At 54.0% G+C, this 14,930-nt stretch carries 15 protein-coding genes; 10 read left to right on the top strand and 5 right to left on the bottom strand.

Features of this window, described 5'->3' with window-relative positions; all coding sequences use genetic code 11:
- Positions 1-17 precede the first annotated feature (17 nt).
- Positions 18-299, top strand: a complete 282-nt coding sequence (locus ABD971_RS25980) for a hypothetical protein (RefSeq protein WP_345326769.1) — start codon at positions 18-20, stop codon at positions 297-299.
- Between the two features lie 207 nt (positions 300-506).
- Here the strand turns inward: ABD971_RS25980 and ABD971_RS25975 are convergent, their stop codons facing one another.
- Positions 507-2,348, bottom strand: a complete 1,842-nt coding sequence (locus tag ABD971_RS25975; protein WP_345326768.1) for an alkaline phosphatase D family protein — start codon at positions 2,346-2,348, stop codon at positions 507-509.
- Positions 2,349-2,851: 503 nt separating this feature from the next.
- Between ABD971_RS25975 and ABD971_RS25970 the strand changes: the two genes are divergently transcribed.
- The 6 genes from ABD971_RS25970 (at position 2,852) to ABD971_RS25945 (ending at position 7,632) form a co-directional block, all read left to right on the top strand.
- Positions 2,852-3,178 carry an ArsR/SmtB family transcription factor gene (locus tag ABD971_RS25970; RefSeq protein WP_345326767.1) on the top strand — a complete coding sequence of 109 codons (327 nt, stop codon included), beginning with the start codon at positions 2,852-2,854 and terminating at the stop codon, positions 3,176-3,178.
- 58 nt (positions 3,179-3,236) lie between these two features.
- Positions 3,237-4,499, top strand: a complete 1,263-nt coding sequence (gene arsB / locus ABD971_RS25965) for an ACR3 family arsenite efflux transporter (protein ID WP_425571373.1) — start codon at positions 3,237-3,239, stop codon at positions 4,497-4,499.
- Positions 4,496-4,741, top strand: coding sequence for a hypothetical protein (locus tag ABD971_RS25960; RefSeq protein WP_345326766.1), 246 nt, complete (start codon positions 4,496-4,498; stop codon positions 4,739-4,741). Before arsB ends, ABD971_RS25960 begins: the two co-directional genes overlap by 4 nt.
- A 28-nt stretch (positions 4,742-4,769) precedes the next feature.
- Entirely contained in the window at positions 4,770-5,144 is a 375-nt protein-coding gene (gene arsD / locus ABD971_RS25955; RefSeq protein WP_345326765.1) for an arsenite efflux transporter metallochaperone ArsD, read from the top strand.
- Positions 5,145-5,264: 120 nt separating this feature from the next.
- The gene (gene arsA / locus ABD971_RS25950) at positions 5,265-7,040 is read left to right on the top strand and encodes an arsenical pump-driving ATPase (protein WP_345326764.1); all 1,776 of its coding nucleotides are present in this window, start codon (positions 5,265-5,267) and stop codon (positions 7,038-7,040) included.
- 160 nt (positions 7,041-7,200) lie between these two features.
- Positions 7,201-7,632 carry an arsenate reductase ArsC gene (locus ABD971_RS25945; RefSeq protein ID WP_345326763.1) on the top strand — a complete coding sequence of 144 codons (432 nt, stop codon included), beginning with the start codon at positions 7,201-7,203 and terminating at the stop codon, positions 7,630-7,632.
- A 47-nt stretch (positions 7,633-7,679) separates the two neighbouring features.
- On the opposite strand, the gene ABD971_RS25940 is transcribed toward ABD971_RS25945, so the two are convergent.
- A complete protein-coding gene (locus ABD971_RS25940) occupies positions 7,680-8,147 on the bottom strand; it encodes a hypothetical protein (RefSeq protein ID WP_345326762.1) in 468 nt (155 codons plus the stop codon).
- 410 nt (positions 8,148-8,557) lie between these two features.
- Positions 8,558-9,310, bottom strand: a complete 753-nt coding sequence (locus tag ABD971_RS25935) for a hypothetical protein (protein ID WP_345326761.1) — start codon at positions 9,308-9,310, stop codon at positions 8,558-8,560.
- Between the two features lie 431 nt (positions 9,311-9,741).
- On the opposite strand from ABD971_RS25935, the gene ABD971_RS25930 reads away from it, so the two are divergent.
- Genes ABD971_RS25930 through ABD971_RS25920 form a run of 3 tightly spaced genes read left to right on the top strand, consistent with a single transcriptional unit; the run spans position 9,742 to position 12,521 of the window.
- Positions 9,742-11,229, top strand: coding sequence for a RecQ family ATP-dependent DNA helicase (locus ABD971_RS25930; RefSeq protein WP_345326760.1), 1,488 nt, complete (start codon positions 9,742-9,744; stop codon positions 11,227-11,229).
- A 57-nt stretch (positions 11,230-11,286) separates the two neighbouring features.
- Entirely contained in the window at positions 11,287-11,505 is a 219-nt protein-coding gene (locus ABD971_RS25925; protein WP_345326759.1) for a hypervirulence associated TUDOR domain-containing protein, read from the top strand.
- Positions 11,502-12,521, top strand: a complete 1,020-nt coding sequence (locus tag ABD971_RS25920) for an SDR family NAD(P)-dependent oxidoreductase (protein WP_345326758.1) — start codon at positions 11,502-11,504, stop codon at positions 12,519-12,521. The genes ABD971_RS25925 and ABD971_RS25920 overlap by 4 nt, the downstream gene beginning before the upstream one ends.
- A gap of 30 nt (positions 12,522-12,551) precedes the next feature.
- Here ABD971_RS25920 and ABD971_RS25915 read toward each other — a convergent pair whose 3' ends face one another.
- Both ABD971_RS25915 and ABD971_RS25910 read right to left on the bottom strand, forming a co-directional pair.
- Complete coding sequence (locus tag ABD971_RS25915; RefSeq protein WP_345326757.1) at positions 12,552-13,292, bottom strand: dienelactone hydrolase family protein; 741 nt, start codon at positions 13,290-13,292, stop codon at positions 12,552-12,554.
- 102 nt (positions 13,293-13,394) lie between these two features.
- The gene (locus ABD971_RS25910) at positions 13,395-14,891 is read right to left on the bottom strand and encodes a TonB-dependent receptor (RefSeq protein WP_345326756.1); all 1,497 of its coding nucleotides are present in this window, start codon (positions 14,889-14,891) and stop codon (positions 13,395-13,397) included.
- Positions 14,892-14,930: the final 39 nt, after the last annotated feature.

Raw genomic sequence — 14,930 nt, 5'->3', positions numbered from 1 at the left:
ACCCAAGAGTACAAAACATGAGTCCGAAAATCGTGATATTGCTCATGGCCGCCTTAATCGTGATGATGCTGGCGTTTTCATGGTCTGCTCCGAATTCGCAATCGGCTACGGAAGAGCCCAGGCGGTCGTGGGAACATCTGGCGATGACCGTAGTGGCAACGGATGGTCCTGGAGACGCGGAGACCAGTCGCAAGATCGTCCAGTTGGGTGGCGAAGGTTGGGAGCTGGTTGATGTTGAGTCGCTCGTCAAAGATGGCGCGTCAACGAAATTGATCTATTTCTTCAAGCGGCCTAAGTGACGCGGCGGCCAATTCGTTTCCAAATCAACAGCGTCTACGGCGGCGTGTTTGACTGTGGTCATCGCATTGCCGGTCGTCTCGGCTTTTCGCGAACAGGGCAAACCCCGGTGAACAGGAAACTCCAGCGAAACAGCGAAATCGGTGCCGGGTACATGATTTACAGATACCTCGATTTACAGGCCCTCGATTTGCAGTGACCGTCTCCATTTATTTTGCGTCACCGACGGTGATGGATTCGGCATAGACTAACCGGCCGGTATAGCCGTCGTGCCAGCGGACGACGACTTGTGGTTCGTCATACGCACTGAATTGATAGCCGCCGTCGGGCGATGCCACTTTCAATACGTTATTGACCTGCACGATTCCATAGTACGTATTGCGAATCTTTTGGTAGGGCAAATTGTTGGGAAATCCGGTCACCCATCGAACCTGAACGTCGCGTCCCATACTATTCCATTTGCCACCGGTCGGTGGATTGCCAAGCGTCCCCAGCGGATGGCCGGTCGAGCCAAGCGGGCCACACATCATTTCGTAGACATTGTCGGTAATTTTGACCGACGCAGCGGCGTGCACATCCCCCGTGAAAATTAAAATTGGTTTCGTTACCGCATCTAACTCGTTGAGCAATCGTTCACGTTGCACCAAGAAGGATGGAAATCCGTCTCCCTTGTCGTCTTGGTCATCGCCGCCAACGTGAGCGGCCGTATGATAGATTACCCAGGGGTCGGGTGAGATCACGAAGACGAACTCCGCGTCCGTATTCCGCACGCCATCGAGTAACCATCTTTCTTGGGCCTCGCTGAGGATGAACAAACTGGGATCGGATCGATCTTGCGGATTTCGATTCGATCGTTCACCGCGAGTATCAAGTGCAAAAAAATGACAGTTGGCTATTTTCCAATCGTAATAGTGATGCGTACCGATGCTGTAGCTGAGTCGCTCGGTCGCTTTGGCTGACGGCGTGATTTGCAAGTGAGTCGCGTCGATGACTTTGGCTAGTCCATAGACGCCAGCGTTCTTGGGGGCGTCCTTTCGCTTAGGAACGAGCTTTTCCGCGCGAGTGTAATTGCCCAAGTGAATGGTGCTGACCGTTGCCGGATCCAGCGTCGTAAAATCGGCAGCGGGATCAAACAAGACGTCACTGCCGGCGGTCACATTTGCGTTGCCGAAACGAAGCTTCCCCGATTGAGGCCCGCGATGATTGGCCCAAGACAGATACTCGCTGTAAGCATGTAGCCCCACATCGCGAATCAAGTGTCGGCCTTCGCCTAATCCAACTTCGCCGCATCCATGAACGTCCCAACCGACGTCGTGATCATCAAAGGTAAAAAACGCAGGCATTGATCGAAACAATGATGCAAACGAACGGCCACGTGAAAAGTACAGCTTGTAATTGTCTCGAACGCCGCCCAGCGTTCCGTCACGCAGCTCTTCATAAATCACATCGCCATTGACGATGCCGAACATCGCTTCGTTGGCATGATGTTTGCGAATCATGTCGTACGCAGGCGTGCTGGTGTACATGCCGCCGCTGACGTCGGGATCCTGCGAAGCGCAATGCCCCACGGCGAATGTCACATTATACAATCCGTTTGGATTGTTCGCGGCGTCGACATACGACGTCTCATTGGGGAGCGTTTTAAACGAAGGCCATGCTTCGGTCACATCAGGTCGCAGATCAGGGAGCACGCCGTTGATTTCAATCGCGTAGTAATAATGCGTATTGGCCTGCAGTCCCGTTAGTGTCACCGATCCGGTCAGGTCGCTTTCTTCACTTGTTTTCCCGATCACTTGCTCGGATTCGTCGCTCAGTGGCAACGTTTGGCCGTACAAGACGGTGAACTCGGTTGCCACACGTGTTCGCACCCAAACCTTGACGGATCGATCCGTGATGCCGCCTAATAATGGGCCGTGCGACAATCCGCCGGTCGCATAAGGCAGCACATCGTTGGCCACCGGGTCGGGCCAACTGAGGTGCTGTCCACAAAGTTGTGAAGTCCCAAATGGTTGAGCGGCGATCAAGAGGCAAAGGATTGTCAGTCGTACCATGAATCATTCTCTTGCAGCAGAGTTGCGGGCTTACGGACTTCATTGGTTGTTTAACATCGTTGTCATTTTGGCGATCCGCTTAGATTGATCCATCGGAATCGAATCATTGCATCGTCTCTGCTTGTTGAATTCAATTCTTCGTTGGATTTTCGAACCCGATAACGTCTCAGCCACCGTTCTCTTCAGTCGTCGCAATGCCGATGTCGCTAGAAATCAAAATCAACGACAAGTATAGCGTCTTGGTTGACCGCATAGCGTTCACATCCGAGGTCGCTCTGCCCATAGCTTTATTTTCCCAAACCACGGACTTACGTCCGTCGCTACTACGTGACGTCACTTCGTGACTGATCATTCAAGAAAAAAACAAAGCCAAAATGGATAGGCGATAACTCGTGTCAATGCACGAAACCCATCGCCATTTTGCCGTTCTCTGCTCTTTTTGTTGTTGACGACGTTTGTCGATGACGATACTCTTAATCGTAGAGAGACGATAAAGGAATTAAATGACAAAGCCAGCGACCTCTAAGAAATGCGACTCGACGCCGGTGAAGCTGAAAGCGGATCCGACGGCAGAGGATTTTGCAAAACTTGCATGGGCGATCGCGCATCCGGCGCGGGTCCAGATCGTGCGACTGCTGATCGGCCGCGAAGCCTGTGTTTGTGGCGAAATCGTCGATCAGTTGCCGCTGGCTCAATCAACGGTTTCCCAGCATCTGAAAATTTTGAAGGAATCCGGTTTGATCCAAGGCGAAGTCGATGGGCCCAAGGTCTGCTACTGCATCAACGCCAAGCGACTCGAACAACTCAAGGCGTTTGTCGAAGGACTGTGACCGCCTTTTTTTACTTAAGTCTATCGTTTAGCGGCGATAAACGATATTAGCTAGTTCGATGAAAGACAAGGAAATGAATCACCCTGAGACCTGCCCCGCAGAGAAAAAGGGGATCGGCTTTTTTGAAAGGTACCTGACCGTCTGGGTTGGTCTTTGCATTGTCGCCGGAATTGCACTTGGCAAAATCGCTCCGGGAATGGCCAAGTCACTCGACGCCATGGCAATCTATGTCAACGACGCTCCGGTGATTTCGATTCCGATCGCCGTCTGCCTGTTCTTCATGATGTACCCGATCATGGTCAAGATCGACTTCGGCGAAGTCGTAAAAGCGGGCAAAGCAATTCAGCCGGTTGGCTTGACCCTGGTCCTAAACTGGGCAATCAAACCGTTCACGATGTACGCGATCGCAAGTTTCTTTCTGGGCACGTTGTTTCTGGGCTTCATCGGTCCCGACGCCGTCGATTACGTGAAAGCTCCGTTGGGAAGCAATCTCGAGGTCGGTGCAACGTATGGTGCAGGGGAAGTGGTATTGGTCGATGGCGTGAAGATGCTGCAAGTCCCGCTCTGGCGTAGTTACTTGGCGGGTTGCATCTTGCTTGGAATCGCACCTTGCACCGCTATGGTGCTCGTTTGGGGATTTTTGGCGAAAGGAAACGACGGACACACGCTGGTGATGGTCGCGATCAATTCGCTGACGATGCTTGTGTTGTACGGCGTGTTAGGGGGATTCTTGCTTGGCGTCGGCCAGCTTCCCGTTCCTTGGCAGGCGTTGTTGTTGTCGATCGGGGTTTATGTCGCGTTGCCGTTGGCCGCCGGATACATCTCACGCAAATGGCTGATCGCTACGAAGGGAGAAGCCTGGTTCCGTGACAAGTTCTTGCATTTTCTGACGCCGATCACGATCACCGCTTTACTCGCGACGCTCGTGTTGTTGTTTTCCTTTAAAGGCGAGACCATCGTCGAAAACCCGCTGACGATCTTATGGATCGCCATTCCGTTGACGATTCAAACGCTGGTGATCTTTGCACTTGGCTACGGGATCAGCAAAGCGATGGGATTCCCTTACGAGTCCGCTGCTCCGACCGCAATGATCGGCGCATCGAATCACTTTGAAGTTGCGATCGCGACGGCCACAATGTTGTACGGATTGTCATCCGGGGCCGCCCTGGCGACCGTCGTCGGTGTGCTGATTGAAGTGCCTTTAATGCTGGGCTTGGTCAAATTTTGCATCAAAACACAAGGCTGGTTTCCAGAGGAGTCTTGCAACGAAGGCGAATTAAGTGAACCCGAATTAGTATCCCATTCGGAGGCGATCAGATGAATAGCGTCAAACATAGAAAATGTTTCGGAAGCATGTTCCCCGAACGGTTTCAAGTCGGCGAGCACCCCGGCAAAGTGTTCGCGTTACGCAGCGATGCACCACGGGGAATGATGCGAGCCCATCCGAGCATCGAGACCGACGTATCGCAGTGGGACGACTGCCGCCAGTGCCCCGAATTCGACAGTTGCTACCGACTGTGTATGGCACAAATCGCACTCGAAACCGCTGTGTCAACTAACTAATTGATCTTTTACTCTTGGAGAAAATGTGATGTCCAAAGTGCAAATTTATGACAAGGCCATGTGCTGCTCGACCGGCGTCTGTGGTCCGCAAGTCGATCCGGTGTTGCCTAAGTTCGCAGCCGATCTGGATTGGATCAAAGATCAAGGCCATGAGGTCACTCGCTTCAACCTTGCTCAAGATCCAGCCGAGTTTGCCAAGAACGCGACGGTTCAGCAAATGCTTGCCGACGAAGGCGTCGAGTGCTTGCCGCTGGTGATCGTCGATGATCGCATCGTCAGCCGCAGCGAGTATCCGTCGCGTGAGAACCTAGCGATGTGGACCGGGACGGCCATGAAACCCAAGGCGACACTGCCGATGGCGTCAGGTTCGGGTTGCTGTGGTGGCAACTCGGGTTGCTGCTAGGTGGTGGCGTGAGGTTAGTGATTGAACGACGAACTTAGTGACAGGCTAGAAGCCTGATTCGCAATTGATAGCTCCGAAGACAGGCTGGAAGCCTATCCCACTTTGAAACCGAGTATTGGAATGCAATTCCTCGAGAATCCGACGCGTAATTTATTTTTCACGGGCAAGGGTGGCGTGGGCAAGACTTCGATGGCGTGCGCGACGGCGGTTCAACTGGCCGACCGTGGGCTGCGAGTGCTGTTGGTTTCGACCGACCCGGCATCCAACTTGGACGAAGTGCTCGGCACAACGCTAAGCAATGACCCGACGCCCGTTGAATCGGTGCCCAATCTGTCGGCAATGAACCTGGATCCTGAAACGGCAGCATCGGAATACCGCGAGCGAATGGTGGGGCCGTACCGCGGGGTGCTGCCGGATGCGGCGGTGCGAAGTATGGAAGAGCAGTTCTCGGGATCGTGCACTCTAGAGATAGCGGCGTTTGACGAGTTTTCCAAATTGCTCGGCGATCCGCAGGCCACGGCGGAGTTTGATCACGTGATCTTCGATACCGCTCCGACCGGCCACACGTTACGTTTGTTGACGCTGCCGTCCGCGTGGTCGGGCTTTATCGAAAACAACACCACGGGAACCTCGTGCTTAGGGCCGCTTGCGGGATTGCAAGCCCAGACGATGCTTTACAAACAAACCGTCGAGGCGCTTGCCGATGCCAACCTGACGACGCTCGTTTTAGTGACACGCCCCGAACCGTCTGCGTTTCGTGAAGCTGCGCGATCGAGTATTGAGCTACAGAAGCTGGGGGTGAATAATCAGCACCTGATCATTAACGGTGTGTTCACTTGCGAATCCTCAAGCGACGCGACGGCAGCGGCCATGCAGCAGCGTGGCGAGCAAGCGATAGCCGCAATGCCAGATGCCATTCGGAATCTCGATCGATCCAGCGTTCCGCTCAATAGCAGTGGTTTAATGGGCGTTGCATCGCTACGGCAGGTCGGCAAGTCGCAGACAGATCAAGCCAACGACGCGGCCGAATTGCCCTCGATAGACACCTATCCCGACGGACTCGGTTCGTTGATCGACGAATTGGCGAGCGTGGGACACGGAGTGATTATGACGATGGGAAAAGGAGGCGTTGGTAAAACGACCGTCGCCGCGGCAGTCGCAGTGGCCTTGGCCGAGCGAGGGTTCGCAGTGCACCTTTCCACGACTGACCCTGCGGCTCATGTCGCAGCCACGATTGCTGCGGACGAACAACCAGGGCTGACCGTCGGACGCATTGATCCGGCCAAGGAAACAGCCGACTACACCGAGGAAGTGCTACGTACCGCGGGATCCGACTTGGACGCCGACGGCAAAGCGTTACTCCAGGAGGATTTGCGATCCCCTTGTACCGAAGAAATCGCGGTGTTCCGCGCGTTCGCCAAAGCGGTCTCTGACGGCGCGAATCGCTTCGTCGTGCTCGATACCGCACCGACAGGTCACACGATCCTGTTGCTTGATTCGGCGCTGGCGTACCACCGCGAAGTGACTCGGCAATCGAGCCAGATGCCCGAGTCGGTAGAGAAACTGTTGCCGCGACTGCGAGATCCCGACTTCACTCGCGTGCTGGTTGTCACGTTACCCGAGGCGACGCCGGTTCACGAAGCGGCAAAGCTACAACAAGATTTACGACGCGCCGAAATCGAACCGTTCGCGTGGGTCATCAACCAGAGTCTGGTGCCACTGTCGGTCACCGACGCAAATCTGCGTCGTCGACAGCACCACGAACTGCCGTTTATTGACGAGGTTGGCTCGTCGCTGGCGCCTCGCGTCGCACTGGTTCCTTGGCAAGCCGAACCGCCGACCGGGATCGCGGGGCTTCGCCGAATCGTCGGTTCCAATCGTTCACTCGCGCACTAAGATCGACTTTCACAGGTTTCCCGATGGAGAACAATTGTCTCAATTGTTCAGCGTTTGGGGCGAGGTGTGCCGGACGAACAATTGAGACAATTGTTCTACAATCCTCGGCGACTCTGAAAAGCAAACACGACAATTACTTCAATATCAACAAAGAAAACGCATGACTAAGAAGAACGTATTATTTCTCTGTACAGGCAATTCGTGCCGCAGCCAGATGGCCGAAGGCTGGGCGAGGCATTTTCACGGCGACGCGATCGAGGCCTACTCCGCTGGCATCGAGGCACACGGAATGAATCCCAACGCCATGCAAGTGATGAAAGAAGCGGGGGTGGATATCTCGGGGCAATCCTCCAAATTGGCGAGCACACTCAGCGACGTGCCACTCGATCTGGTGATCACGGTGTGCGGTCATGCCGACGAAAACTGTCCGGCATTTCTGACCCAAGCCAAACTGGTCCACGTCGGTTTTGATGATCCACCGAAACTGGCCAAACAAGCGGCCAGCGAACAGGAGGCACTTGACCAGTACCGCCGCGTTCGTGACGAGATCCGCGACTTCGTAAGCGAACGTCTGGCCGCTTTGATCCCCTGATTGTGGCTAACGTACCAATGGCAAACATTGCAGTCGTCGTGGCTGAATCACCAACAAGGCAGTACGGCGGCTAAGCGATCCTGTTTGAACATCAGCATCGTCATTCCCACTTGGTCGTCATGCCAGACATAGGTGACGACGCCTTCCGCGTCTCTTGCCTTGCCCATGGCGACCCTTTCCGGTTCACCAATCTGTTGGATGACCGTGTCGTAGTGCGTTCCTGGTTTGATTTGGCGAAGCGTCACGTCGATGACGTCGCGTGCCCAGACTTGTCTTTGCAACTCGGACCTGTCGATCCCGTGTGTCTTGCGACACGCTTCATTATCGACATCAATCAAAACAAATCCCCCAGTTCTTCTTGCTTCTGCAGTTTGCCCAGGCGTCGTGTGTAGCAGATCGATTGCCGCTTCCGTCCACTGTGGAATTTCGATTTCGACAAGATGGTCATAAATTTGGCCTTGCCCGCACCCCGCCGCAACTCCAATCACCACAACCAATTGCAACATTCGAATCATCTTGCACCTTAGTATCCGAGTAAACCAACTGCAGAAGATAAGGGACATCCTAACGCAATCCGCAGGCGTCTACACAACTTAGGGGGCAAGAAAGTGTATAGAGAACAAAAAAAATCTGCCGATGGAAACGTGTACATTTGCTCGGCAGCTACGTCACATTCGGTTTCACTGTTGCGATCCTTCGCGGAGTTGCGATCCTTCGCGGGTAACGCCGCCGCGAGCTTGTATCGCATCCGCCGCAACCGATAGATTCGGGTTGCTTTATCGCGAGGGCCGCAGCGGTTGGCGCCGATTGGCTATGAGAAAGCCGGTGAGTGCCAGGATCGATGGCACTGGGCGATGCAAAAATCGAGCCACTTGAGCCCGGGGATCGTCGCGATTCGGATCGTTTCCGGACAATACGAATTCGTCTAATCTTGATGACCTTCGCTATTGGATTTGAGTCGTGATTCATGCTTCTCGATCATCTCTTTTATTTGCTCGACTCGATCCTCACTCAAATTTCCTGCTTCCAGGTTGTGTTTCAGTTTCGACGCAATTTTAGTTGCTTTGACCTTCTGCCATTGTTGCCAGGCCTCGTCTTTACTTAGGTCGCCTGACTCGACGTCGCGTCTTAGATCCATCCAAATCGTTTCAATCCAATCGACAATCGATTCGGTCGTGGCGTTGTGGCGATCGGAGTGTTGGAAACGATTTGCCAGAGTCACAACGCGCGCGATTTGGTCATCCGAAAGATCCAATTGGCTTTTCAAGTGATGGCGTGTCTCGGGGCTGATCCCCACGCGGTGATCGGTCGAACGCATTGCACTAGAGAGTCGCGTAAGGACTTGCATCGTTCGCTCAAGTCGCTCGCCGCGGATCCCACTGTCCTGCAGTGCTTCGCGGGCTTCATTTTGCATCGCGTCATCAACACCGATTCGACGCCGATGATCACGTACTTCGCGTTCTCGGTGTTCTGCGAACTCATGCAATGCATGCAGCATCACGCTGGCTTGTTGCAGCGTCAGTTCGCCATCGGCAACGATCCCTCCCAAACGCTGTTCGATGATCCCGAAATCCTGCGCCACCAATTTGGATGACGCCCCTGTACCAGCGATGATGCCCGTTGCACAAAAAGTGAGGTACCTTATCGCAAAAATCGAAAACCGGAACGAGACAAACATGCGAATCCCCTGTGTGAATGGAAGGCCGACCTTGACGTCATTGTCTAAAGCCAATTCCGTGAAATCAAGCTTGGAATTTTGGCAGCGAGTCCATTGCTGATGCCCGCTTTGGTTCACCGGCTTTGGCAATCGGATGATTGACGATTTGCCTTGATGGTTAAAGTCCGATCAACGCAACGGTCTACCTCAATGACGATTTACCTGCGGGGAGCACAAATCCGTACCGTGTTTCGTGGGCAAAATCACAAAACACAGGATTATTGTGACTCTTCCGATGCGTGGGAACGCAAATTGCGTTGACGCTACCGGAAATCCAATCGCCGTGACGCGCTGTCTGGCTATTTGCATTTCATTGGAACACGAAGGCGGCATGAACACGACGATGGCTGTTCTTTCCCGCACTTTGCAAAATTTCACTTTTTGAGATTGCTGTGACCTCTATCAAACAACTCCGCAATCGTCTCAGCGAAGATTTCGGATTTAAAAAGTTTCGTCCTGGTCAATCCGAGGCATGCAAAGCTGCGATGGAGGGACGGGACACGTTAATCTTGATGCCCACGGGCTCAGGTAAAAGCTTGTGCTATCAGCTACCGGGTCTTGCACTCGAGGGTGTGACGGTGGTGGTCAGCCCGCTGATTTCACTGGCCGAAGATCAAGCAAAGCACATTCGCGAACTCGGCTGCGAGGCCGCGATTCTGAACAGTTCCAAGTCGGCAAAGCAGCTTCGCGAGTTTCATCAAGACATCCAATCGGGAAAAGCCGAGTTTGTCTTCACGACGCCCGAGCGTCTTCAGCAATCCGATATTTGCCAATTGCTGAGCGAGGTGGGAGTCGATCTGTTCGTGATCGATGAAGCGCACTGCGTCAGCGAATGGGGGCATGACTTTCGGCCTGACTATTTGTGTTTGCATTATGCCCGCCAGCGTCTTGGCAATCCTCCGACACTTGCGATGACCGCAACCGCATCGCCGCACACGATCGACCAAATTGTCAGCTGTCTGAAGCTTTCCGATCCGGCGATTGTCGCAACAGGAACTCACCGGCCGAATTTACGTCTGTCCGTGATGACGTCGTATGGTGATGCAGAAAAGGAGCGTCAATTGCGGTCGCTGCTAGGTGACGAATCGGATTTGATTGCGAATGAACCAGCGATTGTGTACTGCGCTACCACGAACACCGTCGAGCGGCTTTGCAGCAAACTTTCGGACCTGCCCATGCCGACGCTGGCGTACCATGGCCGGATGAAAAAGGCGGATCGAATTGCATCTCAGGAAGCGTTTATGAATGGTCCTGCTGCGGTGATGTTTGCAACCAATGCTTTCGGTTTGGGGATCGATAAGCCGGACATCCGGCGAGTCATTCATCATGACATTCCTGGTTCGATCGAAGCTTACTACCAAGAGTTTGGCAGGGCGGGACGCGACGGAGAACTCGCCGCGTGTACGCTGCTGTACGATCGTGAAGATTTGCGGCTACAGAAATTATTCGCCGGCGGAAGCCTTGATTCCTCGCAATTGCGAACCGCACACCACACTTTGATTCAAGGGGTCGAGCGATACGGTGACGACACCGGATCGGTGTCCTTGAGAGACCTAAAACAGATCAGTCCTCTGGGCCAGCAAACTTTGCGAAATTGCTTTCAGCATTTGGCGTCGGCTGGTTTGGTGGCTCCGTCAGGTCGGGGGCAATGGACATGTCTTGTCGATCGAATCGAGCACGAGGTGACGGACCGATTGGCGGACGAGTCGCGGTTGCGAAGTGAACACCGACGTATCGCTTTGGATCAAATGGTTCAATACGCCGAATCGGGCGAGTGTCGCTGGTCGCGGATCGCAAAACATTTCGCGACACAGGATGAGCAAGCTGACGCAGATTGTTGTTGCGACAATTGCGTCGTCCAGGTGGCAAGTGTCGCTTAGCTCGACACAGCAGGCCGAACAGGGACACAACCAAATCGATTTTCCACGGAGACAGTCATGCCACAGAAATTCAGAGTGAACCAATATGTCGGCTGGAACTATGGCAGCGGGACGGCAAAGGGACAGATCAAAGAATCGTACAAACAGAAAGTCACTAAGACAATCAAAGGTAGCGAAGTCACGCGGAATGCCAGCGAAGACGAGCCGGCTTATTTGATCGAGCAAGAAGACGGTGACGAAGTGCTGAAAAGCGAAAGTGAGTTAACGGACGCATGAACAAGCTAACAAAATTGGCGATCACCGCCGCTGTGGCTTACGGTGGATTGCAGTGGGGCCGCACGGTGGTTCGACGCAATCGCGAGTTTTCTTGGCGCGACAAGCGTGTTGTGATCAGCGGCGGGTCTCGTGGTCTCGGACTCGTGTTGGCGCGACAATTGGCCGACCAAGGGGCTCGGCTCGCGATTTGTGCACGAAGTGCTGACGACCTAAACGTCGCAGCGAACGAACTGCGTCACCGCGGTGCCGAGGTGATCGCAAAGCCATGCGACGTTCGCGATAAAACGCAAGTTGCCTCGTTTATCGAAGAGGTCGCACAAGAATGGGGTGGCATTGACGTGTTAATCAATGTTGCGGGAATTATCACGGTGGGTCCGTTGGACTCGATGACGATGGATAATTTCGAGAACTCGATGAGAACGAATTGCTGGGGCGCTCTGCACACTGTGCTGGAAACTCTTCCGCACATGCGAAATCAAGGATGGGGGCGGATCGTCAACGTCGCTTCGGTTGGTGGCAAACGAGCGGTGCCTCACATGCTGCCGTACGCGGCAAGCAAATTTGCTTTGGTCGGTCTTTCCAACGGTCTAAGAGCCGAATTGAAACAAGAAAACATCTTTGTCACCACCGCCTGTCCCGGGCTGATGTGTACCGGCAGCCCTCGTAACGCGATCTTCAAAGGTAAACATCGCGAGGAGTATACATGGTTCAGCATCGGAGATTCGATTCCGGGGATGGCGATGAATGCGGAAACCGCAGCGAATCAAATTTTGAACGCCTGCCAACATGGACGCGGTGAAGTGTTCATCCGCAATCCGCTGAACTTCACCATTGCATTGCAGCAAATGTTCCCCGAGCTTACGAACGAGATCCTCGCAATCGCAGCTCGCGTACTTCCCGAGATGGGTGGGATCGGTCGCCGAGCGGCCAAGGGGCATCAAAGTGAATCGAATTGGTCGCCCTCGGTGTTGACCACGTTAACGCAGCGCGCCGCCGTACAGAACAACGAGATTTAACAGGTCACCGAGACACGATTTATAATCGAATCACTTCAGATGGCTGCTGAAGTGTTGGCACATCATGCCATTTAACAGATGGGCGAGTTCGGGATCGTAGCGATGGCCGACGTCTCGCATGAAGGCATGTTCGCCATTGAATTCGTGCCAACTGAATCGCGTGCCCGCGGCGGTCATCGCGTCGTAGATCAAGCGGCGTCCTTCGCCGGGGATATGAGGATCTTGGCGTCCCCAAACCATCATCATCTCGGCATCGATTTCGGGAATACGGTCCAAGCTGTCGTCGCACATCCCTTTGGCTAAACTGCGTTTGTGAATGTCGGTCGCGTAGAAACAAACGGCGGCTTGCACCTGTTTGTTCATGGCGGCACGAAAGGCGAGATGTCCACCGAGACAGATGCCGACAGTTCCGATCCGTCCGCTGCACAGTGCATCGTTTTGTAGAAACTCGATCGCAGCCCGCGCATCCGCATCGTAGCTGGCGAGTTCCTTGGTCGTCTTCAGCGTATTTCCACGTTCGGTCCCGATGGCGTCATAGGCGAACGCTTCACTGGGCTCGGTGAATTCGTGGTAGACATCGGGGACTGCGACGACGAAGCCGTGACCCGCGATCATGGCGGCGGTGCGGGCGATCGGTTCGGTCATCTGGTAGATTTCGGCAAACAGGATCACGCCTGGAAATTTACCGTCGCGGTCAGGGCGAAACAGATGCGTTCGCATTGATCCGTATGGCGTCGTCAGATCCACATTTTCAACAGGTTTGATTCGCATTGGAGTTTTCCAAAATCGGCGAGACGATCGCGGCGACCATGCCGCACGTTTTCGGCATGATCATAGAGCATCGCGACAAACCGTGTCGATGGCGACCGCAAATCAGTACGATTGAACTTGCGCCGATGGAATCAATCCGTTGCCGACTGCGAGGGGCGCGATTGCCGCTCGCGGTTTTTCAATCGCCTTGACGGCCTTGGGACGTCGACAACCAAAGAACCCTCGCTGTTGGATCAACGCAGCCACTTCGGCTGGCACGTGCTCGGTCCAGCTAGGATCGCCCGATTGGATTTGCTCGAGGACTTCACGCGAGAACGTGCCGAGGTGCTCGGGATTGTAATCGTCAAGCTGTTCGATGCATCCCTTGTCGACCAAGTACCGATACAACGTGCGAATTTCTTCGGCGATTTTCAGGTTGTCCACGGTGGTCAGTTCGCCCGATTTGCGATCCAGCAACGGGTAAATATAGAGTTTCAGGTCGTTCTTAAACAAACGCCCGAACGACTCGAGGATGCCACCGTCGAGTTTGGTGTAATATTTTTCGTCGAACAACTCCACAAGGCTGGCGGCCCCCATCGTGATGCCAATTTTCTTTTTGGTATAGCGAGCCAGGTAGGCGGCAAGCCGATAGTATTCGAAGTAGTCCGAAATCAGGACTGTCATCCCGCTGGCGGCAAGCAGATCCACGCGTGCGAGGAAGTCCCGCAGATCGATGTCTCCATTGGCTTGCAAATTTTTCATCGTGATTTCTGCGAGCGAGACGACTTCGCTCGCGTCCACGTCGACTTCGCCTTGGAATTTTTCTTTTGCCGCTTCGATCATGTCGACATTGACATTCGTGAGCGGACGGAAGCTGCCGCGTTCGACAAGGATTGGCTTTTTATAAAGTACTTCGGATGGCTGCAGCACTTCACCGTTGGCCGAGAACATCGCTGCGCTGCTGAGCCCGAGCTGAACCAATCGCAGACTCATCACACGGTTGTCAACGTGACGGAACGCGATCCCCGAAAACTCGATCATGTCAATTTCGATTCGTCGTGTGCTCAAGTTATCAAGCAGCGATTCGATCAATTGGTCGGGTTCATGGTTTAGAAAAAAGGCGCCGTACAGCAAATTGACGCCCACGATGCCGAGGGCTTCCTGTTGTAGCGCATTCTCGGTGTCCAACATGCGGACGTGAAGGATGATTTGGCTGTCTTGGTCGCGTGGATGGGCCTGGAAGCGAATCCCCATCCAGCCGTGACAATCGTTGGTGCCATGAAAATTGCGAGCCGACACGGTGTCGGCAAACGCAAAGAAGGCAGTGGTATCGCCGCGGCTTTCACGCAGACGCTCGAGGTTGAGTGCATGCTCGTGATCGAGCATGTCTTGTAGTCGTTGGCGGCAAACATAGCGCTCGCAATGACCATAGATCGCATCACTGACGGACATGTCGTAGGCCGACATGCTTTTGGCGATCGTACCGGCAGCACCGCCGACGCGAAAGAACCAGCGGACCACTTCCTGTCCCGCGCCGATTTCGGCGAACGATCCATAGCGACGTGCGTCTAAATTCACCGCAAGTGCTTTGCGTTCTGTGTTCGGTCGTTCCGATAACATGCCCCGGTTCCTCTAACATGGCCCCAAAAATTACTGCAA

The sequence above is a fragment of the Novipirellula rosea genome (genome assembly GCF_039541335.1).
In the GTDB taxonomy this organism is placed as follows: domain Bacteria; phylum Planctomycetota; class Planctomycetia; order Pirellulales; family Pirellulaceae; genus Novipirellula; species Novipirellula rosea.
Note: the sequence above shows the minus strand (reverse complement) of the source record. Positions and strands in the feature narration are given on the sequence as shown.